At 40.1% G+C, this 19,535-nt stretch carries 21 protein-coding genes; 15 read left to right on the top strand and 6 right to left on the bottom strand.

Annotated features, from left to right (window positions below):
• Positions 1-14: 14 nt before the first annotated feature.
• Positions 15-602, bottom strand: a complete 588-nt coding sequence (locus QVH07_RS05765) for a riboflavin synthase (RefSeq protein ID WP_289999203.1) — start codon at positions 600-602, stop codon at positions 15-17.
• Between the two features lie 107 nt (positions 603-709).
• Here QVH07_RS05765 and QVH07_RS05760 point away from each other — a divergent pair, with 107 nt between their 5' ends.
• The 5 genes from QVH07_RS05760 (at position 710) to QVH07_RS05740 (ending at position 3,938) form a co-directional block, all read left to right on the top strand.
• Entirely contained in the window at positions 710-1,366 is a 657-nt protein-coding gene (locus tag QVH07_RS05760; RefSeq protein WP_289999202.1) for a protein-L-isoaspartate(D-aspartate) O-methyltransferase, read from the top strand.
• Positions 1,367-1,447: 81 nt separating this feature from the next.
• The gene (locus tag QVH07_RS05755; protein WP_289999201.1) at positions 1,448-1,966 is read left to right on the top strand and encodes an acyl-CoA thioesterase; all 519 of its coding nucleotides are present in this window, start codon (positions 1,448-1,450) and stop codon (positions 1,964-1,966) included.
• 68 nt (positions 1,967-2,034) lie between these two features.
• Entirely contained in the window at positions 2,035-2,604 is a 570-nt protein-coding gene (locus QVH07_RS05750; protein ID WP_289999200.1) for a hypothetical protein, read from the top strand.
• 6 nt (positions 2,605-2,610) lie between these two features.
• Entirely contained in the window at positions 2,611-2,922 is a 312-nt protein-coding gene (locus QVH07_RS05745; RefSeq protein ID WP_289999199.1) for a DUF3817 domain-containing protein, read from the top strand.
• Positions 2,923-2,924: 2 nt separating this feature from the next.
• A complete protein-coding gene (locus QVH07_RS05740; RefSeq protein WP_289999198.1) occupies positions 2,925-3,938 on the top strand; it encodes a hypothetical protein in 1,014 nt (337 codons plus the stop codon).
• Here the strand turns inward: QVH07_RS05740 and rfbA are convergent, their stop codons facing one another.
• Positions 3,939-4,796 carry a glucose-1-phosphate thymidylyltransferase RfbA gene (gene rfbA / locus QVH07_RS05735; protein ID WP_289999197.1) on the bottom strand — a complete coding sequence of 286 codons (858 nt, stop codon included), beginning with the start codon at positions 4,794-4,796 and terminating at the stop codon, positions 3,939-3,941. It lies immediately after the preceding gene.
• Positions 4,797-4,867: 71 nt separating this feature from the next.
• On the opposite strand from rfbA, the gene QVH07_RS05730 reads away from it, so the two are divergent.
• The 7 genes from QVH07_RS05730 (at position 4,868) to QVH07_RS05700 (ending at position 11,371) form a co-directional block, all read left to right on the top strand.
• A complete protein-coding gene (locus QVH07_RS05730) occupies positions 4,868-6,142 on the top strand; it encodes a glycosyltransferase (RefSeq protein WP_289999196.1) in 1,275 nt (424 codons plus the stop codon).
• The gene (locus QVH07_RS05725) at positions 6,139-7,638 is read left to right on the top strand and encodes a glycoside hydrolase family 32 protein (protein WP_289999195.1); all 1,500 of its coding nucleotides are present in this window, start codon (positions 6,139-6,141) and stop codon (positions 7,636-7,638) included. The genes QVH07_RS05730 and QVH07_RS05725 overlap by 4 nt, the downstream gene beginning before the upstream one ends.
• A gap of 96 nt (positions 7,639-7,734) precedes the next feature.
• A complete protein-coding gene (locus QVH07_RS05720; protein WP_289999194.1) occupies positions 7,735-8,169 on the top strand; it encodes a (4Fe-4S)-binding protein in 435 nt (144 codons plus the stop codon).
• Positions 8,170-8,181: 12 nt separating this feature from the next.
• Positions 8,182-8,745 carry a glutathione-regulated potassium-efflux system oxidoreductase KefF gene (gene kefF / locus QVH07_RS05715; RefSeq protein ID WP_289999193.1) on the top strand — a complete coding sequence of 188 codons (564 nt, stop codon included), beginning with the start codon at positions 8,182-8,184 and terminating at the stop codon, positions 8,743-8,745.
• 3 nt (positions 8,746-8,748) lie between these two features.
• A complete protein-coding gene (locus QVH07_RS05710) occupies positions 8,749-10,626 on the top strand; it encodes a monovalent cation:proton antiporter-2 (CPA2) family protein (RefSeq protein ID WP_289999192.1) in 1,878 nt (625 codons plus the stop codon).
• 290 nt (positions 10,627-10,916) lie between these two features.
• Complete coding sequence (locus QVH07_RS05705; protein WP_289999191.1) at positions 10,917-11,165, top strand: acyl carrier protein; 249 nt, start codon at positions 10,917-10,919, stop codon at positions 11,163-11,165.
• On the top strand, positions 11,165-11,371 hold the full coding sequence (locus QVH07_RS05700; protein ID WP_289999190.1) for a YwbE family protein: 207 nt from the start codon (positions 11,165-11,167) through the stop codon (positions 11,369-11,371). Before QVH07_RS05705 ends, QVH07_RS05700 begins: the two co-directional genes overlap by 1 nt.
• Here the strand turns inward: QVH07_RS05700 and QVH07_RS05695 are convergent.
• The 3 genes from QVH07_RS05695 to QVH07_RS05685 form a co-directional block, all read right to left on the bottom strand.
• Positions 11,362-11,832: a YehS family protein gene (locus QVH07_RS05695; RefSeq protein ID WP_289999189.1), complete on the bottom strand. Its 471-nt coding sequence runs from the start codon at positions 11,830-11,832 to the stop codon at positions 11,362-11,364. The genes QVH07_RS05700 and QVH07_RS05695 overlap by 10 nt on opposite strands.
• A 16-nt stretch (positions 11,833-11,848) precedes the next feature.
• A complete protein-coding gene (locus tag QVH07_RS05690) occupies positions 11,849-13,228 on the bottom strand; it encodes an MATE family efflux transporter (protein ID WP_289999188.1) in 1,380 nt (459 codons plus the stop codon).
• 79 nt (positions 13,229-13,307) lie between these two features.
• Positions 13,308-14,321 (bottom strand): alkaline phosphatase D family protein, encoded by a 1,014-nt coding sequence (locus QVH07_RS05685; protein WP_289999187.1) that lies wholly within the window; start codon positions 14,319-14,321, stop codon positions 13,308-13,310.
• A gap of 211 nt (positions 14,322-14,532) precedes the next feature.
• Here QVH07_RS05685 and QVH07_RS05680 point away from each other — a divergent pair, with 211 nt between their 5' ends.
• Both QVH07_RS05680 and QVH07_RS05675 read left to right on the top strand, forming a co-directional pair.
• Positions 14,533-15,573: an alpha/beta hydrolase gene (locus tag QVH07_RS05680; RefSeq protein WP_289999186.1), complete on the top strand. Its 1,041-nt coding sequence runs from the start codon at positions 14,533-14,535 to the stop codon at positions 15,571-15,573.
• A 3-nt stretch (positions 15,574-15,576) separates the two neighbouring features.
• Positions 15,577-17,226 (top strand): amidohydrolase family protein, encoded by a 1,650-nt coding sequence (locus QVH07_RS05675; protein ID WP_289999185.1) that lies wholly within the window; start codon positions 15,577-15,579, stop codon positions 17,224-17,226.
• 1 nt (position 17,227) lies between these two features.
• Here the strand turns inward: QVH07_RS05675 and QVH07_RS05670 are convergent, their stop codons facing one another.
• Positions 17,228-18,196, bottom strand: coding sequence for a tryptophan 2,3-dioxygenase family protein (locus QVH07_RS05670; protein ID WP_289999184.1), 969 nt, complete (start codon positions 18,194-18,196; stop codon positions 17,228-17,230).
• A gap of 108 nt (positions 18,197-18,304) precedes the next feature.
• On the opposite strand from QVH07_RS05670, the gene QVH07_RS05665 reads away from it, so the two are divergent.
• Positions 18,305-19,516: an acyl-CoA dehydrogenase family protein gene (locus tag QVH07_RS05665; RefSeq protein ID WP_289999183.1), complete on the top strand. Its 1,212-nt coding sequence runs from the start codon at positions 18,305-18,307 to the stop codon at positions 19,514-19,516.
• Positions 19,517-19,535 lie beyond the last annotated feature (19 nt).

The following is a 19,535-nucleotide window of genomic DNA, read 5'->3' as shown; positions in this document are numbered from 1 at the left end:
GGATAAGTCTAGATTTAATACCCTTGAGTAATCCTTTGGATATACTTTCCTACGATATCGAACTCAAGATTTACGGAGTCACCAACTCTCAATTGATGAAAGTTCGTATTCTCGAAAGTATAAGGAATGATGGCAACGGTAAACTCTCCTGGCTTTGAGTTAAAGCAGGTGAGACTTGTTCCGTTTATTGTGATCGAACCTTTTTCTACAGTCACATTCGATTTATGATCATCAAAATTCACAGTAAAAAGCCAGCTACCGTCTTGGTCTTCTATTGATTTAATAATTCCAATTTGATCCACATGACCTTGTACTATGTGCCCATCAAAACGTCCATTTGCTGGCATACATCTTTCTAAATTCACCTTCTTACCTACTTCCCAGCAACTCAAATTAGTTTTTAACAACGTCTCATCAATTGCAGTGACTCTATAAGCATTACCCTTTACTGACACCACAGTTAGGCAAACTCCATCGTGAGCCAATGATTGATCTACTTTCAGTTCAGACCCAATTTCGGAGACCAGGTCAAAATGAATATTCGTTCCCTCTCGGGTAATGGCTTCGATGGTTCCAAAGGCTTCAATAATTCCTGTAAACATTCCTATTTCTATTTTTTCGCTTTTGAAGGATAAAAGTCAAAAATGGTAATTTCGGTTTCAAAATACGTTAATAATTCAAGTATCTTCGGCCAAAAATCACCCAAAGAATGCTTCGCCTTCAAGACACCTATCTTCATAAAGGAAAAAGAAAAGCCTTAGTCAAGACAATCCGTGAGAAAGGAATTAAGGATGAGAGGGTGCTCGACGCAATCTATCAATTACCTAGACATTTTTTCTTTGATTCGGCTCTTGTTTCCCATGCTTATGAGGATAAGGCCTTCCCGATAGGCGAAGGCCAAACGATATCCCAGCCGTACACTGTTGCTTTTCAGACCGAGTTACTTGAAGTGAAAGAAGGCGATAAAATCTTGGAAATTGGAACCGGATCTGGTTATCAGGGTACTATTCTCCATATTTTGGGTGCTGAGGTTTATAGCATTGAGTATCAAAAGAAACTATACGAGAGAACTCGGAAGTTTTTAGAGAGACTTGGTGTTAGCTTCCACCTCTTTCAGGGTGATGGCTCCAAAGGTTTACCCCAGCACGCTCCATATGATAAAATCCTTGTAACTGCTGGTGCTCCTGTAGTTCCTAACGAGCTAATCAGACAATTAAAAATTGGAGGGATTCTGGTTATCCCAGTTGGAGATAGGTCCAGTCAGAAAATGCTTAAATTGACGAAGCAATCAAATACAAAGGTGGTCAAAGAGGAATTCGATTCTTTTGCCTTCGTTCCTCTTTTGGGTAAAGATGGCTGGAAATAATTTCGAAATATTATTTCGAATAATAAAGGATAATAATTCCAGTCAAAATTTTATTCGTAATTTTGAATAAATACTTTGATAATGGCTAAAAAGAAGTTTGCAAAAGAATCAGCAACCATCATGACGGAGATGGTTCTTCCCAATGATACCAATACTTTAAATAATCTCATGGGGGGTAAACTTATGCATTGGATGGATGTGGTAGCTGCCATAGCTGCCCAAAAGCATTCAAATCGCATAGTGGTCACCGCCTCAGCGGATAACATTTCATTTAAACAACCCATTGCCCTTGGTAATGTTGTCACTCTTAAGGCGCAAGTAACCCGGTCCTTCACCTCTTCTATGGAGGTCCATATTGAGGTCAGTGCAGAAGATATACCAGCAAACAAGAGCATCGTCACCCATAGGGCTTTTTTCACCTTTGTGGCCGTAGATCAAAACGGAAAACCGATAGAAATACCCGAAGTGATTCCGGAGACTGAAGAAGAAAAAGAATTGTTCGATGGTGCCTTGAGAAGACGCCAGTTGCGATTAGTTTTAGGCAAGCGAATGAAGGCAGAGGACGCACATGAACTCAAGTCCATTTTTAACATGAAATAATTTTAAAGGCCACTTCAGAAAGTGGTCTTTTTTTTTGGCAAAAGTGCAATTAAAAGCCAATTTCCACCATGGAAAAAGAGAACCTGAACGAGTTGTCATCCCTCCTTACGGAGGAGATTTACTTTCTTCCTGAGGAATTCAATGAAGCGCCACAAGAGGAAAAGGAAGAAAAAAGGCCTGTCCCCAGTATTAGTTCTGTAGAAGAACCAAAAATAAAATCTCTAAAATCCGGAAAAACAGAAGATTTAAAACCTGAGCCCATTAAGGTAAGGAGTGAATTCTCTCAACAAGTGTTGGTTTTGCATGAGGAAAGCGAATTAACCGAAGATGCCCTGGAACTTCTATCAAAAATATTAGGTGCAGTGAATCACTCCATGTCCGATATTGGCCTATTGTCATCGGAGGAATTAGAAGGGAGAAGTTTGGAGGATTTTAATGAAATCGGAGCACATAAAATCATTCGTTTTGGTCGAATCAAACACCCAATTAATGCTACCCCAGCACCTGAATATCAAGTCTATTCTGATGAGGAAACTGAATTCTTATTTGCAGATGCTTTAACCGTAATTAAAGACGATAATTCTTTAAAAAGGAAACTTTGGGGAGCTCTTCAAGTATTATTTCATGTCACCAAATAAAACCAAATGACTGAGGAGCAAAACAAGTGGTATAATCGATTTAGATATATAAGTCTCACAGAGGGTATTTCCTTCCTGGTTCTTTTATTTCTGGCAATGCCATTGAAATATGCCTTTGACATGCCTATGGCAGTTAAAGTGGTGGGTTGGGCGCATGGTGTTCTTTTCATGGCTTATCTTTATGTTCTTATCCCTACGGCCCTAAAGCTGGATTGGAGCTGGAAAAGAATATTTATGGCCTTAACAGCATCTGTTTTACCTTTTGGGCCTTTTGTATTTGACCAGGACCTAAAGAAGAAATACCAAATTTCTGCCTGATAATGGCCTTAATCAGCAAAAAGAAAAAAATCTATCCCATTAGCGAGGGGCTACGAGAGTATCTTGTAGGGTACGGAAGGGAGGTGGATATTCCCATTCATTATGATGAGCTTCTTCGATATTCCAGTTCAATAGCTCTTTATGATTCACTGGAAAAAGACACACTTTGGGAAACCGTTTTCTATGATCAGTCTGACAGGGAGGAAATTCATCTGAATGTAAAGAAAATATACGCTCTGCTCAAAGCTGGAGGAGATATGAGCGTCATGCAGCACCTTTACGTAGATCGCATTGACCTATGTGTGTATGGCAATACCCAACCTTTTCGGGTGAGGATTGTGAATAGAATTAATGATAATTTCGATTACTTCTATATTAAAAATGCTGATGCTTCCAGGGTGTATGGCCTTGAGCTAGAGCACTTATTATCCCCGAATAGAATCAGCTATTTGGTGCATCAAAACACCCTGATTGAAGAGCACATAGCAGGGATTCCGGGTGATAAATTTATGAAAGATCACATGGACCTCCATGATACCAATGCCATTCGGCTAGCCAAGGAGTTTGTGAAATTTAATGAACGTTGCTTTGTGAGGCTTTTGGGGGATATGCATTCCTCAAATTTTGTGATCGATGTAACACCAGATTTTGAGGAGACACACTACCGCATTCGGGCAATAGATTTTGACCAGCAATCATATGAAGGCAAAAAGTCCATTTATCTTCCGCAGTATTTCAAGGAAAACAACAAGCTCATTGAATTAGGGATGAAATACATCACCCCTGAATCAATGCGGCAGTATCAAAAAGAAGAAAGAACTTTAATTTCCAACCGGGTCCGTTCAGCAAAAGTCACCATTCAAAACATCCTGAATGCGATGGAAGGTGATGTGCTTTCCCAACGTGAAAACGTGGACAGTCTTCGTCGTGAACTTGCACGACATTACAAGAAACAGGAGTTTTTAAAGGCACAGAATATGGGACAATTGCTCAGAATAAGCCTGAATCAGTTATAATTAGATTATCCGCTTTAAATAATCCCCATAACCGCTCTTTCCGAGTTTCTTCGCAGCCTCTAGAAGTTGATCCTTTCCAATAAACCCTTTGCGATAAGCAATTTCTTCAATACAGCCGATCTTTAAACCCTGGCGTTGTTCTATTACCTCCACAAAAGTAGCTGCCTGTAGCAAAGAGTCATGGGTGCCGGTGTCCAGCCATGCTGTGCCTCTTTCCAGGATAGCCACATTGAGTGCTTTCTTTTTTAAATAGGCATTATTCACATCGGTAATTTCCAATTCTCCACGGGGACTTGGCTTAATTCCCTTGGCAATACTAACCACCTCATTATCATAAAAATAAAGGCCAGGAACTGCAAAATTAGACTTTGGTGACTTTGGCTTTTCTTCAATGCTCACTGCCATCTGGTTTTCATCAAATTCTACCACTCCATAACGTTCAGGATCTGTAACATGATAAGCGAAAACTACTCCCCCATCCGGATCTGTATATTCTGTCAAAGTCTTCTCCAAACCTGCTCCGTAAAAAATATTATCCCCAAGAATAAGGGCCACCTTATCATCACCTATGAATTCTTCTCCAATCAAAAAAGCCTGGGCCAGACCATCAGGACTTGGTTGGACGGCATATTCAAATGAACACCCAACCTGAGAGCCGTCTCCTAAAAGCTTTCTGAAGGAGTCAGAATCCTCCGGAGTAGTGATAATCAAAATCTCCCGAATTCCCGCCATCATCAGAGCTGACAATGGATAGTAAATCATCGGTTTATCATAAACCGGCATAAGTTGCTTGGACACTGCTATGGTAAGCGGATACAATCTCGTTCCAGAGCCTCCAGCCAAAATAATTCCTTTCATAAGTGAAATTTCAAAACAAATCCTAGATTGAAGTCTAAAGCTATTAATATTGGCTCATTCCCAAAAGCACTATGAAATTTCTGTTCATGGCTCTCGGCTCCAGAGGTGATGTAGAACCTTTTCTCGCACAGGCAGCTCTCTTCGATAATTCCCATGAAATTCTATGCGTTTTTCCAGAGCAATTCCGAGAGGAAGTAGAAGGCCTTGGTTATGCATTTGAAGGCTTCCCAGCTGAGTTTTTGGAACTCTTAAGTTCACAAACAGGTAAACAGGTAATGGGAGGACAGGGAGGATTTTTTGAGAAAATCAAAGGATACCTAAAATTGATGAAATCTTCGATGAAGCTTCAAAATAGAATTATAGAAGTTCAAAAAGAGGCCATTGACAGGTTCCAGCCTGATCGAGTCATGTATCATTCCAAATGCTTATATGGTTTATTTGGAGGCCTTTTAGAGCCATCTAAATACATCGCTGTTCATGCCATGCCATGTCTCACTCATCCATCTTCAAAATATCCACATATCGGATTTGGAAAATGGAATATAATATCTCCCTTTTGGATTAAACTCAGCTATAGTTTTGTGAATGGAGTCAGGAGAAGAATGCTCAAAAGGTTTTTGGGTCAATTCTACTCTGATCATCCTGAAATGGATTTTTCTCCCAAAAACTTTAAGGAATTGGAAGAGAAAATTCTGACAAACATTTATAACATATCCCCTTCCCTGTTTCCAAAACCAGCCGAATGGCCTGAAAATGCTAGAATAACAGGCTACCTGCACAGAAATCAAAAAAAAGACTATCAGCCAGAGCCAGGGCTTGAAAACTGGCTTGAAAAATACCCAAAAGCTATTTTGGTGACTTTTGGCTCCATGAGTAATACTCGGCCAAGGGAGATTTCTGAAATATTTGTGAGAATGCTTTCAGAAATGGAAATACCTGCCATTATAAACACTTCATGGGGAGGATTGGAAAAAGTAGAGAATGCTCCAGATTCTATCTTATTTGTCAATCGCATACCTTACGATTATATCATGCCAAAGCTTTATGGTGTAGTCCATCATGGCGGTTCTGGCACCACTCACCTCGCTAGCTATTATTCTTGTGTTCAACTTATAATTCCTCATATAATTGATCAGTATTTTTGGAATAGGCTAGTGTCTGATAAAGGGCTGGGGCCAAAAGGCATTTCGGTGCATAAATTGAATCAGAAAAATCTTTCACCAGTACTTTCTGACTTTTGGTCAAATGGAAAATACTTAGAAAATGTATCTGAAATGGCAAATCGAATGCAAGGAGAATCAGATCCTAATCTGGTAAAAGAGCTCATAATGAATCCCAAGTCATGAATAAAACACTACCCTTTGCATCTATTTTTCTCTTATTAATTTTTGGTTGTAATACAGGAGAACCCATAAAATTCGAGTCTCCCAATGGTGAAAAATATAGATCAGAGTACCATTTCACCCCCAAAACAGGCTGGATGAATGATCCCAATGGTATGGTCTATATCAACGGAGATTATCACCTTTTCTATCAATATTATCCGGACTCCACCGTCTGGGGTCCCATGCATTGGGGTCATGCTACGAGTAAGGATATGCTAAGATGGGAGCATAAACCCATTGCCCTTTATCCGGACAGCTTAGGCTATATTTTTTCTGGGAGTGCAGTCTTTGATTTGAAAAATTCATCTGGTTTGGGAACAGCTGGCAACCCACCTTACATAGCGATTTATACCTATCATGATCCTGTAGGGGCTGATTCAGGTTCAAATACATTCCAAAGTCAGGGAATTGCCTTTTCACTTGATGAGGGAAAGACCTGGAAACCCTATGATGAAAACCCTGTTTTGGAAAGTCCCGGGATAGCTGATTTTAGAGATCCCAAGGTCATGAATTTACCAAAAGAGGATGGAAGAGATAATTGGATCATGACCTTGGCCGTGAAAGACGAAATTCATTTCTATGAATCCTCAAACCTGATCAACTGGGAAAAAATAGGTGACTTTGGAAAGAATATAGGTGCACATGGTGGTGTCTGGGAGTGTCCCGATCTACTGCAGTTTACGGCTCCAAATGGTGAAGAAAAATGGGTTTTACTGGTTAGTTTAAATCCAGGTGGCCCACAAATGGGTTCTGCCACACAGTATTTTATTGGGGATTTTATGGATGGAAAATTCATCCCTGATGATGATTTGATCAGATGGCTGGATTATGGACCGGATAATTACGCGGGTGTTACCTGGAGCAATGTTCCAGAATCTGATGGAAGAACTCTCTTTATGGGATGGATGAGTAATTGGCTCTACGCTCAGGTGGTGCCCACCAAAACTTGGAGATCGGCAATGACCCTTCCTCGGGAACTCTCCCTTTTTGATGTGGATGGAACTCTACTGGTAAAATCAAAACCGTCAGAAGAATTGCTTTCGCTAAGAAATCAAACTTTCCACATTTCCCAATCCTCCCCTCTTCCGGGTCAGGCTTTCGAATTAGAGGCAGAAATAGATTCTAATACCTTCAGCTTCAAAATTGAAAATAACTCAGGAGAAGAAGTCCATTTTTCCAAAGAAAATGGCTTAGTAACTGTGGACCGAAGGAAGGCAGGAAAAAGTAATTTCCATCCCGACTTTGCCGCATCACATTCCGCACCCATGAGTTGGGAAGCAAACGAATTAAGACTTTTTGTCGACGCCAACTCCATTGAATTATTTATTAACGATGGTGAATTAGTGATGACTTCATTGGTTTTCCCTGAATCGCCCTATACTCAGATCAGAATAGAAAATGGCCTTGAAGATTTAAAAATCCATTCTTTGGATCCAGTTATGAAGTCTACTGACTAAGAAAAAACAACTGTTTTGCTTAAGGCTCTGACGAATCAGAGCCCTATTTGAATTAATTTATACTTATCTTCTTGATCAATTCGAACTTTCAAATCTATGAGCACTCCTAAAACCAAAAAAGAATACTCAAATGGCGAAGTCACCATCACTTGGGAAGCGCATAAGTGCATACATGCCGCAAATTGTGTGAAAGGGCTTCCTTCTGTTTTTGATGCAAACAAGAGACCCTGGATCAATGCTCAGGGAGCGAGCACCGAAGAAATAGTTAACCAAGTCAAAGCTTGTCCAAGTGGGGCTTTGGGCTATTTCATGAATGGAAGTTCCGAAAAATCAGAACCGGAAATTCTTGACGAACAGGTAGTTGAGATAGCTAAAGATGGGCCGTTAATGGTTTATGGCAACATAACAGTCAAAATGCCCGACGGAAGCGAATTGAAAAAGTCTAAGGTTTCAGCCTTTTGCAGGTGTGGAGCAAGTCAAAACAAGCCCTTTTGCGACGGTAGTCATAAAAAAGTTGAATTTAAGGGTTAAGCCAGATTTTTTATGAGGAAGGTATTGGTGCTTTTTGCCCACCCTAAATTTGAGCACTCTGAAGCCAACCAGGTCTTGATTAAAGCTATTTCAGATTTAGAAAAAGTGGAAATTCGGGACCTATATGAGCTTTATCCAGACTTCAATGTAAAAGTACAGAAAGAGCAAGGTCGACTTTTTGAAAGTGAGGTAATTATTTGGCAGCACCCTTTTTACTGGTATTCCTGCCCTCCACTTCTTAAACAGTGGATCGATCTGGTTCTTGAATTTGGTTGGGCTTATGGACCAGGTGGAGTTTATCTGAAAAATAAATTTATCATGAATGCGATTACTATGGGGGGATCTGATACGGCCTATTCGCATGAAGGAAGAAACAATTACACTGTCGAGGAATTTTTGAGGCCATTCGAACAGACAGCCCGCCTGTGTGGAATGAAATATTTATCTCCATTTACCTTAAAAGGAACTCATCGGATCGGAGGTGAAGGATTAAACCAAAAGGCAGAAGAGTACAAAAATTTGATTCTTCAGCTAAGGGATTCAGAAAACTTAGATTCACTAAACTATATCCGCTAAATCATGGAAGGATTCTTTGCTCAGGCCATTATTTACATTTTAGCGGCAATAGTCTGCGTTCCCATCGCCAAAAAGCTTGGAATGGGATCTGTTTTAGGATACTTGATAGCTGGAATTGTCATTGGACCTTACCTGTTGGGATTTCTATCCGAAGGTGAAGACATCATGCACAAAGCCGAATTCGGTGTAGTCATGATGCTTTTTCTGATCGGTTTGGAACTGGAGCCTAAAAACCTTTGGAAAATGCGAGACCTGATCCTCCGGGTTGGCCTCTCGCAGGTTTTAGTTACAGCAGCACTGGTTTTTGGTATAGCATTGGCTTTGGGTTTTTCTTGGAGAATTTCACTTGCTATAGGTTTATCCATGGCTCTTTCTTCTACCGCCATAGTCCTTCAATCTTTAAAGGAAAAGAATGAAATGGGTAGTCCTACAGGGAAACTATCCTTTGGAGTTCTACTTATGCAGGACATTGCAGTTATTCCTATTCTGGCAATTTTACCTCTTTTGGTAGTGTCAGGAGTTCAGACCACAGGAGGAGCCGGTGGAAGTGGAGGATTAATCGAAAACTTCCCAGGATGGGCTCAAACATTATTCATTTTTGGAGCTATCGGTCTCGTGGTTCTCTTAGGTAGATATGCATTCGGACCACTATTAGGATTGGTTTCTAAAACAAAACTCAGAGAACTTTTCACTGCATCAGCCCTATTGATTGTGGTTGGGATAGGTTTCCTCATGCAAGTGGTTGGGCTAAGCCCAGCTTTAGGTACCTTTCTCGCTGGTGTAATCCTTGCAAACAGTCCTTACCGTCATGCTCTTGAAACCGATCTTGACCCTTTCAAGGGTCTACTCCTCGGTCTTTTCTTTATGGCTGTGGGTGCTACGATCAATTTTAGCCTTATCGCTGAAAACACGAGTATCATTGTTTCTGCAACTGTTGGAATCATCCTCCTCAAGGCATTGATTCTATTTGTCATTGGAAGGAGCAAAAGACTTACTCTTCCTGAAAATCTTTCGTTTTCAATAGGATTGTCACAAGTGGGTGAATTTTCCTTTGTGACCTATGCTTTTGCTTCGCAATTGGGAATTTTCAACGTTGAAATTTCGGATTTCTTAATGGCCATCACAGCCTTAAGTATGACCATTACCCCAATATTCCTGGTGCTTCTGGACAAAGTCATTTTACCAAAAATGATCAAAGTTGAGAAAAATGATAGAGATATGGATGAAATCGAAAGCAAGGGAAAAGTTATCCTACTGGGTTTCTCACATTTTGGATCTACTCTGGGAAGGTTTCTCAGGGCAAATGGAATAGAAGCTACAGTCTTAGATTACAATCCAGATCAGGTAGATTTTCTGAGAAAAATGGGTTTCAAAGTTTACTTTGGAGATGGCACCAGGCTGGATTTACTTCATGCCGCTGGGGCTGATGAAGCTGACATCCTTATTTCTGCCATAAATAATGCAGAAACCAATGCCAAGTTGGTGCATTTATGCAAAGAAAATTTCCCTAATCTAGAGGTGATGGTGAGGGCTAAAAATCGATATGATGCCTATGAGCTGATGGAAATGGGAGTCACAAATATCTACCGGGAACATCTAGACACCTCAATTAGAATGGGTGAAGATGTAATGAAAAAACTGGGCTTCAGAAGCCATACTATTCATAGACTTGCTCAGAATTTCCGCGAGTACGATGAAGAGGCCTTGAAAATCTTGGTTCAATACCGAAACAATAGAAAGGAATACATATCAAAAGTGAAAAGCCAAATTGAAATGCAAGAATCAATGCTTTCAGGTGAAATGGCCAAAAAGTTCTCTTTGAATGATCATGCTTGGGATAGTGACTCCATAAAAAAGTCACTCAACTCTGAGAAAAGCTGAACCACCACTACTCCCACTTTCCAAAAAAGCGATATTAACAAAATCTATTTCAAGAGGTTTTTCAGGTGATAATTATCACCATTTTATCTTTTAGCATCAATTTACCTTTGTATTTCAAAACCTTAACGATCAAAATAATCGTATAACATCATATTTCTTTGGGAACCTTTAAGTGCAAAAAAATCTTTTCTAATGAAAATTCTAGAACCAGGTTTTGAGTTGAATCATTTAAAAGGAATTCAGAGAACTTATCAAGTTCAGGTTTGGACAGCTATTAAAAATTACGACCAATGACTACCAACTACACCACATTAAAAAAAGCAATCGAGGTATTCCATTCTTATGGAATAAGCCTTTCAGGATCAAGGAAAAATGATCACTTCATCCAAACCTTGAGAATGGATCCAATCTTCGTCAATGGACTTATTTTCGAGCTTGAGCTTGAGCTTCAGAGATTCATAATGGAAGAGAATGTGATGGACATTCAGACACCAAGAGAGTTAATCGATCTTTTGATGAAGCTACCTCAGCACAACTAATGGAAGAAAAACTAACAGGCACAGATAGGAAAAATATACAAATTGGTTCTGAAGTTTCTGTGGTGCAAAAGCATCACCAAAGGACCGGAGAGCTGACAGAAGGGATTGTCAAGAGAATTCTGACAAAATCCGGGACCCACCCCCATGGAATAAAGGTCATACTCGATACAGGAGAGGTAGGAAGAGTAAAGTGGGTTTATTTATGACCTGTACCTCTATATTTTTTTTGTAATCCTCTCAGAAAATACCTTAAGACCTGATCATGACAAACTCGATATTGAGACTGCTTTGGATTTCTGAAAAAAGCACTTAACTCATGTGGGCTTATATGCATGCCTACGGATGACAAAACCTCCAGGATATCATCTTCCTTGTAAGTCAAAGCTATTCTGAGCTTTCTAAAAATCTGGTTATTATTTAGGCTTTTTTCGGCTTTTGGAATTTCTCCATCCTTCTTTCCTCTGTTTTTGATAATTAAGCCATTAAGAAAATAAGCAAGATCCTTATCAAAAAGAGCTTGAAAATCTTCCTCATCCTCTTTCTTCATCCAGTTGATCACCTCTGACCTATTCATCTCTCTCCCAGCTAGGGCAAAGATTTCAATCATTTCGGAATCTTTAAAGTCAAAGGTGTAACGTAAGGTTCTAAGGATGTCGTTGTTGCTCATTTTTTACTTAAATCAATTATACTTTCATCTCTTTCCATTTACCTTTTCTGAAAATATAGTAGGCTACCAAAGCATGGAATGAGTGACTAAAGGAAATAGAAATAAAGATTCCTAAATAGCCCATTTCTAGAGGAAAAGCCAAAATATAAGCCAATGGAATCTCTAAACCCCAAAGCACAGCAATATTAATCCATGCTGGGGTCCTCGTATCTCCTGCACCGTTGAAAGCCTGCGTAATGACCATCCCTACCGCGTAAAATACATACCCAAGGACAACCACCATTAGACCCTTTGCTGCAACTTCTTTTACCTCCGGAATGTCAGTAAAGAAACCTGCAAGATCTTCAGCGAAAAGCAGATAAACACCAGTCATAGCTGCCAGAAAAATAACTGTATAGCGAACAGTCAGCCAAACTGCCTTCTCAGCCCTCGCTGGTTGCTCGGCTCCCAAGTTCTGACCAACCAAGGTTGCAGCAGCTCCTGATAAACCCCAAGCTGGCAGAATTGTAAAAATCAAAATCCGAAAAGCAAGTGTGTACCCTGCTAGAGAGGCAGACCCAAATTCAGCGTTCATTCGGGTCAAGGCAAGCCATGAAACCGAATCGATCAGAAACTGCCCCATCCCACCTACCGCAATGGACATGATCTTTTGGATCACACCCCATTTCACTATCAGGTCTTCCTTGAGAATCCTCAATTTATCAGAACCCGCAAAAAGGTGATAAAGCTGATACAAAACACCTATACCTCTTCCAGTAGTTGTCGCGATCGCGGCCCCCTCCAAACCAAAACCGGTGAAAGAACCAAGTCCAAAAATTAATAATGGGTCCAGAACAATGTTTAGCCCATTCGCTATCCATAAAGAACGCATAGCCAAATGAGCAAGCCCTGCTCCACGAAATGCACCATTGATAAGAAAAAGAAGCATTATCGCTGTATTCCCGGCGAAAATAATTCTGGAATACACAACTCCAGATTGAACCACATCTTCTTCTGCGCCCATCAGTCGTAGAATATCCGCGGCGAAAATCCAGCCTAACACCCCTAATAAAATACTAATTACACCACCTACCAGAAGAAGCTGAAAAGCTGCCGCACCTGCATCTCTGTATCTCCTTTCACCAAACCTTCTAGAAATTAATGCTGTGGCGGCCATGCTGATTCCAAATCCAACAGCATAAACCAGGACAATTACAGATTCAGTCAATCCAACCGTAGCGATGGCATTCTCGCCCAATTTGGCGACGAAGAAAATATCGACCACAGCAAAAAGCGACTCCATCATCATTTCCAGGATCATTGGGATCGCCAGAATAATGATTGCAGTCTTCAATGAAAGTTGGGTAAAATCTTGCTCTTTACCCTTTATCGCATCCTTGATTAATTGCCAGGTCATCAAAAAGTCATAGTAGGAGGATGCAAAGATGTGGAAAAAATCAGAAGAACTGTTAAACCAAAATAGAAGAAAGCACCGACTACTTTAAACTAATAGATTGACTTGCGTAGACATTTCCATTTTCACCTTTGACTTGGTAAACCAAAGTAGAATTTTCCCAATCGAATATGATTAAGCCATAATTTAGCTTTGCTATCAAATCCCCCTCCCGAAGATCATTTGCTTCCTCACCTACGGTAGACCAGGTATGAGTTAAACCACTGGAAGTGAATTCAAAAAGACCCTCTGGAAATCTATCATCTTCATACTTCATTATCTCGGCGATATGCCTGTCGCCACTAAGAAGAATTGGGTTTCTCACTTCTGAAGCAGCAAGTAGATCAAGCAACTTCACCCTCTCTTGAGGGAAATTAGCCCACTTTTCAAAACGATGTTGCGTTGGAAGAATTTGAATTCCGCTCGCTATCAAAGTTACTTTTGGTTTTGTGTCAGAAAGCTCTTTTTCTAACCATGCCCATTGTTCTTCACCCAAAATTGTCCCTTGTTCATTGGGCAAATATGCCCCATCTATTCTCGAGAGTGTATCCCTAAAATATCTTGCATCCAGCAGAATAAGCTTAACCAGATTTTCACCCTCTCCAATCAAATGACTTGAATAAGCACCTTCCCTTTTTCTTTCAGGAGCATCCTCTGGAACGTCCAGAAAGTCCAGCATAATCTGCTTTGACTCACTTTTCTTAGGATAATTTTTGTCGCCATCATTCCTTCCATAGTCATGGTCATCCCAGATACCATAAATTGGAACCTGTGATTTAAGTTGGCTATACTTCTCTATTTCATCCTGAGCGTCATACTTTGATCTGAGCAGGTCCATATCCTCAGTATCACCATAAATATTATCTCCTAACCAAACCCATGCATCAACAGAATCTGCCAGAATTGGATTCCAAAGTGGTTGGGGTTCATCATGCTTATTGCAGGATCCTATAGCAATTTTAAAAGGCTCAACCTGTGCTGATTCTTCTGTCTTTTTACAGGAAGAAAAGCCGATAATCAGAGCCAGGAATAGTACAGGATAATATGCAGTTTTCATATGTGGTAAAGGTTTCTTGAAAATGCGAAAATTCTTCATATCAACATTGACCAATCATCATTCTTGTCAATTCCTTAACATTGAAAGTATTCAATAATGAGCTACAGTTATTTGTTAATCAGCTAATTAATTTTGAAATTAAAACACATCTAGCCTTTTCAAATAAAGGATATTCTTTTTTTCAGTTTCATTTTTAAACCAAATTTTATTCATGGTAACCCATTACATCATTACAAATCGCGAAGTCACTTCCAGAAAAAGTCGAGATTATGTGGCTGTCAATGACAAGGAATTCATGAGAAAAGATGGAGACGAGGAGGCTCGTCACAATCTTAGGTATGGAACCGTTAGGTTTGACCCAGCTAATGCCAAAAAGCTAAATGATTTCGAAATCAATATTCTTCCGGATGTTGCAACCAGTACCCTTGAGCAGTATGCAGATGGTCAAACCGTAAACAAAAAGATTTTCCCTTCGACCAAAGTCTTTGAAGAGCTTTACAAAGCAGGTAGCAAAGCCAAAAAACAGGAGGACATATTAGTCTTTGTTCATGGTTTTAGAAATGATCTTGAAACCGCTTTAGAAACTTTGGCAGAACTTCATAAAAAATATGTTGAACCAGAACATTCACCGGTCGAGAAAATTGTCTTATTCACCTGGCCTGCAAAAAAGAAGATGCTCAAGTACAGGTCTGATGCCTATGATGCAGAACAATCTGGTTTTGCTCTGGCTCGTTCTATGGGTAGTCTGAGAGAGTTTTTCAGAGAAAAATTCGTGAATGAGAAAAAACCTGGTTGCGATCAGAATATTCATCTCATGTGTCATAGCATGGGAAACAGAGTTTTACAGAGCATGATTACGTCTATTGAAAGTATGGATCTTCCTATCACGAATATTTTTGGTCAAATCGTTTTAGTAGCTGCGGATGTTGATTATGACGCAATGCAGGAGCCAAAAGCTCTTTATAAGACCATTGACCTGGGGTCAAGGGTGCATATTTATTATAACAATAAGGACTTTGCGCTAGAGATCTCAGAGACCACCAAAAATTCCTTCAATCGTTTAGGCCGATGGGGGGCCAAAAAAACCGATAGACTACCAGATGATGTGTACGAATCAGATGTAACGGAGACTATGGATACAAAGGGCATCTCGAATAGGATCACCAATCATAGTTACTTTATCGCTTCCGAAGATGTAGTTCAGGATATCATTGAAGTACTTAGAGGTGAAAGTTCCATCTTTAATTTCTAGAAGATGAAATTTTCAGATTTACATACGCATAATCATATGCGCGCTCACTTTTGGATGCAGGAAAACCCTGATAGGTTTAAAAAAAATAAAAGCTTTAGCCCTTGGACGGTAATTGCTTCAAATAGAAAGGGTTACCTAAAGGGAAAAATGGGAGCATCCTATAGTCAAGCCGATCTAGTAAAAGCGTGGAATGGAAATGTGCGATTGACTTTTAATTCACTTTACCCTCTAGAAAGGCAGTTTGTCAAAGGTTTCAAGCCCACTCCAGGGAAAGATAAATGGTACCGGTTTTTGTTAAGTTTTGCCACCACACATAAATTACCTTTAAGAGATTTTATTCAAACGGCCTACATGAGAATTCCTGATGAGGCAGTGAATTTTTTCCAATCGGAAGACTATGATTATTGGGATTCCTTGAATAGAGAAATGGAATTCGTAAAAAGCCAATCAGGCGAACGAATTAAAAAGAATAAAATTTTTTCCCCTGGGATATTCAGGAGGGTCTTCGAGTCGAAGAAAAAGAGGAGAGCAAAATACGCCGATGAAAATGACGCGAAAGACGCTAAGTATTTTATTCCCTCTTCCAAGCAAGAACTTGCTAAGTCACTAAAGAACGATAGTGAAATCACCATGGTTATCACCATCGAAGGTGCTCACGCATTAGGAACAGATAAAGCCCCTGTCAGTGAAATTAGTAAGCGCATCAAAAAAGTGAAAAATGACTGGCCCATTCCGGTCTTCTTCATCACTTTCGCTCATCATTTTGACAATAAGCTTTGCGGTCACGCACATTCGATTCCTGATGTGGGAAAATTACTTCTGGATCAGACTATTCGAAAAAATGAAGGGTTTAACAAAAACGGATTTAGAATCGCGAGGGAACTATTGGGATTAGACTCGAATAATAAAAAAGACCCTGATTTAGGCTATCGTATTCTACTGGATGTCAAGCATATGAGTGCCAAATCCAGATCCGAATACTATTCTGAGATTGTCAGGCCATGTCTGGAAAATGGGGATGTGATTCCCGTCATTGGATCGCATTGTGGGTATTCAGGTAGGAAAACCTTGGAGCAACATATTCAGCTTCTGGATAGTGAAAGAGATGACTATTGTGAATTTTGCGAGGATGAGACCAAGCTGAGTAAATCTGAAAGAAAAGATCTGATCAAATCCATGAGTCCGGGAAAATTCAATTCTTGGAATATTAACTTATGCGATGAAGACATCGAAATCATTGTTCAAACTGGAGGACTTTTCGGACTGTCTTTCGATCAGCGTATTCTGGGAATTAAGTCTTCTGATTCGGATAAAAGAAATGGGGTTCAGTTGATCTGGGAGAATATCGAAGCTATCGCAAAAGCTGCGTTCCGCAGTAAAAAACTAACGGATGAAGAAAAACCACAAATTTGGAAGTGTCTCACAATAGGTACCGATTTTGAAGGCCTTATTGACCCACCAGATCATTACCCTTCCGTTTTGGAGTTCAAATTGGTCGCAGGAAACCTAGTTCATGAGATAGAGAAAGCCCGGCAAAAAAAGAGCGCAAAGCATCTTTCACACTTAAAAAGTATAGAAGACACGCGCGCTCTGGTTGAAGACTTTTCGTTTAATAACGCTGAAGCCTTTGTGAAAAAGCACTTTCCCAAGTGATCTAATCTTCTGAATCCTTTCCGAAAATTTCTTTAACCACCCAGCCTTTCCCCCACTCTTCTATTTCCTTTTGTGACCAAAGCTCAGGAAAGAAAATTACTTTCTGGAATCTAGGGGGAAGGTATTTCTGCCAGTTGGTACCACCGGTAGCAGCAATATCTACAGGATCCCTCTGAAGATATCTCACAGCAGATTTATAGTGAGCCAAAGGCCAAAAAACATTTGCTTTCAAGTCAAACTGGCGCATCAATTCCGTCAACTGCTCAGTGGGATTATTTATGGAAAGATATTTCTGCCAAATGTTTTTTCTCCTATAATTTTCAATGGTTTCGATCAGCTTCTTTCCATACTTTATCTCAAAGTTTTTGAGCGTAAGGGTTTTCTCGCCTGTTGCTAATTCTATTGCTCCCTTTTGCCAATATAGATGCTCAAAAAGATCATCAGATGGAGAGTGATAATCGTGCTCATCCCTGTAATCAAGAGAAACCAAATTAAAAGCATCTGCGGCCATCAACTCAATCTCACGATATTGAGCGCTTTGGAAACCACTGGAAGGCAAAAGAGACATTCGGAATTTTAAAAACTGTTCCCTCTCCATTCCTTTCCACATCATCGCAAAAGAACTTATCAGGTGATCGAAATACATGAGAATCCTATCAAGTCTTTGCTTGAAAAAATCTTCCTCAATGTCATCCTGATCAGAAATTTGCTCCATTTCAGAAATAATGAGCTTGAAATAAAGCTCCGTAATCTGATGATATATAATGAAGATTTTCTCGTCTTTAAAAGATGTTTTGGGTTGCTGAAGTGACAATAAGACATCCAGATTAATATACTCCCAGTAAGTCAGGTAATCGGCGTAGAGCAAACCTTCGAGATAAGAAAGCATGTCCTGACCTGATGCCTTAAACTTTTCTTGGAGTTGATGTATTTTATCTAAAATCTTTGGGTCAAAATCTGATTCGTGCATGGGTATTTTGTCAAAAAGATAGCTTTTTAGCCGCTTTTCTGTTTATTTCGAATAGCGGTGAAATATCAAACTAAGGGCAAAATTGTCTTTAATAATTCAATAAAAAAAATGAGTATACAAGCACCAGAAATTCAAAAATCGCAAAAGCAGGACCTATTCGAGGGAGTGGATTTTCTTGATTTAGATGACCTGCTTACCGAAGAGCATAAACTAATCCGAAGTTCAATCCGGGATTTTGTCAAGCAGGAGATTTCACCTTACATCGAGGACTGGGCTCAAAAGGCTCATTTTCCTTATGAAATTGTTAAGAAATTCGGGGATGTGGGAGCTTTCGGTCCTCAAATCCCTGCAGAATACGGTGGCGGCGGCTTAGACTATATCTCCTACGGTCTGATTATGCAGGAAATCGAGCGCGGCGATTCCGGTATGAGATCTACTGCATCTGTGCAAGGTTCTCTGGTGATGTACCCTATTTATAAGTTTGGCTCTGAAGAACAAAGGCAAAAGTATCTGCCCAAACTAGCTTCTGGTGAATATCTGGGTTGTTTTGGTTTGACTGAACCGGATCATGGATCCAACCCGAGCGGTATGACCACAAACTTCAAGGATATGGGGGATCATTATTTGCTCAATGGAGCAAAGATGTGGATTTCGAATTCTCCCAAAGCCGATATAGCGGTGGTTTGGGCAAAGAATGAGGAAGGGAGAATCCATGGACTAATTGTAGAAAGAGGTATGGAAGGCTTTTCCACTCCCGAAACTCATGGAAAATGGTCCCTTAGGGCATCATGTACCGGAGAACTGGTTTTTGACAATGTCAAAGTTCCAAAAGAGAATTTGCTTCCTGGAAAAAATGGTTTGGGTGCTCCTATGATGTGCCTTGACTCAGCAAGATTTGGGATAGCTTGGGGCGCAATTGGCGCAGCCATGGATTGCTATGAGTCTGCCAGAAGATATGCTGCTGAAAGAATTCAATTTGATAAACCTATAGCTGGTTTTCAGCTTACCCAAAAGAAATTGGCGGAAATGCTAACTGAGATAACAAAGGCGCAGCTATTGGCCTGGAAGGTCGGAAAAATGATGAATGACGGCACTGCCCGGACTGTTCATATTTCTATGGCTAAGCGAAACAACGTGGAAATGGCTTTGAATATCGCTAGAGAAGCCCGGCAGATTCATGGTGGAATGGGTATCACTGGTGAATATCCCTTAATGCGCCATATGATGAACCTTGAATCCGTTTTGACTTATGAGGGAACGCACGACATACACCTATTGATTTTGGGGCATGAAATAACGGGAATCCCAGCATTCAAATAAGAGAAAAAGGCGATCAAAT

The sequence above is a fragment of the Algoriphagus sediminis genome, from assembly GCF_030403435.1.
Classification (GTDB): Bacteria; Bacteroidota; Bacteroidia; order Cytophagales; family Cyclobacteriaceae; genus Algoriphagus; species Algoriphagus sediminis.
Note: the sequence above shows the minus strand (reverse complement) of the source record. Positions and strands in the feature narration are given on the sequence as shown.

What these genes read in the sequence shown, in the direction of transcription:
- QVH07_RS05690 (WP_289999188.1), bottom strand. Translation starts at nt 13,228, where the DNA reads ATGACCTGGCAATTAATCAAGGATGCGATAAAGGGTAAAGAGCAAGAT.
- QVH07_RS05670 (WP_289999184.1), bottom strand. Translation starts at nt 18,196, where the DNA reads ATGCACGAATCAGATTTTGACCCAAAGATTTTAGATAAAATACATCAA.
- QVH07_RS05745 (WP_289999199.1), top strand. Translation starts at nt 2,611, where the DNA reads ATGACTGAGGAGCAAAACAAGTGGTATAATCGATTTAGATATATAAGT.
- QVH07_RS05685 (WP_289999187.1), bottom strand. Translation starts at nt 14,321, where the DNA reads ATGAAAACTGCATATTATCCTGTACTATTCCTGGCTCTGATTATCGGC.
- QVH07_RS05725 (WP_289999195.1), top strand. Translation starts at nt 6,139, where the DNA reads ATGAATAAAACACTACCCTTTGCATCTATTTTTCTCTTATTAATTTTT.
- QVH07_RS05705 (WP_289999191.1), top strand. Translation starts at nt 10,917, where the DNA reads ATGACTACCAACTACACCACATTAAAAAAAGCAATCGAGGTATTCCAT.
- QVH07_RS05720 (WP_289999194.1), top strand. Translation starts at nt 7,735, where the DNA reads ATGAGCACTCCTAAAACCAAAAAAGAATACTCAAATGGCGAAGTCACC.
- rfbA (WP_289999197.1), bottom strand. Translation starts at nt 4,796, where the DNA reads ATGAAAGGAATTATTTTGGCTGGAGGCTCTGGAACGAGATTGTATCCG.
- QVH07_RS05760 (WP_289999202.1), top strand. Translation starts at nt 710, where the DNA reads ATGCTTCGCCTTCAAGACACCTATCTTCATAAAGGAAAAAGAAAAGCC.
- QVH07_RS05675 (WP_289999185.1), top strand. Translation starts at nt 15,577, where the DNA reads ATGAAATTTTCAGATTTACATACGCATAATCATATGCGCGCTCACTTT.
- QVH07_RS05740 (WP_289999198.1), top strand. Translation starts at nt 2,925, where the DNA reads ATGGCCTTAATCAGCAAAAAGAAAAAAATCTATCCCATTAGCGAGGGG.
- QVH07_RS05700 (WP_289999190.1), top strand. Translation starts at nt 11,165, where the DNA reads ATGGAAGAAAAACTAACAGGCACAGATAGGAAAAATATACAAATTGGT.
- QVH07_RS05680 (WP_289999186.1), top strand. Translation starts at nt 14,533, where the DNA reads ATGGTAACCCATTACATCATTACAAATCGCGAAGTCACTTCCAGAAAA.
- QVH07_RS05750 (WP_289999200.1), top strand. Translation starts at nt 2,035, where the DNA reads ATGGAAAAAGAGAACCTGAACGAGTTGTCATCCCTCCTTACGGAGGAG.
- QVH07_RS05665 (WP_289999183.1), top strand. Translation starts at nt 18,305, where the DNA reads ATGAGTATACAAGCACCAGAAATTCAAAAATCGCAAAAGCAGGACCTA.
- QVH07_RS05765 (WP_289999203.1), bottom strand. Translation starts at nt 602, where the DNA reads ATGTTTACAGGAATTATTGAAGCCTTTGGAACCATCGAAGCCATTACC.
- kefF (WP_289999193.1), top strand. Translation starts at nt 8,182, where the DNA reads ATGAGGAAGGTATTGGTGCTTTTTGCCCACCCTAAATTTGAGCACTCT.
- QVH07_RS05695 (WP_289999189.1), bottom strand. Translation starts at nt 11,832, where the DNA reads ATGAGCAACAACGACATCCTTAGAACCTTACGTTACACCTTTGACTTT.
- QVH07_RS05710 (WP_289999192.1), top strand. Translation starts at nt 8,749, where the DNA reads ATGGAAGGATTCTTTGCTCAGGCCATTATTTACATTTTAGCGGCAATA.
- QVH07_RS05730 (WP_289999196.1), top strand. Translation starts at nt 4,868, where the DNA reads ATGAAATTTCTGTTCATGGCTCTCGGCTCCAGAGGTGATGTAGAACCT.
- QVH07_RS05755 (WP_289999201.1), top strand. Translation starts at nt 1,448, where the DNA reads ATGGCTAAAAAGAAGTTTGCAAAAGAATCAGCAACCATCATGACGGAG.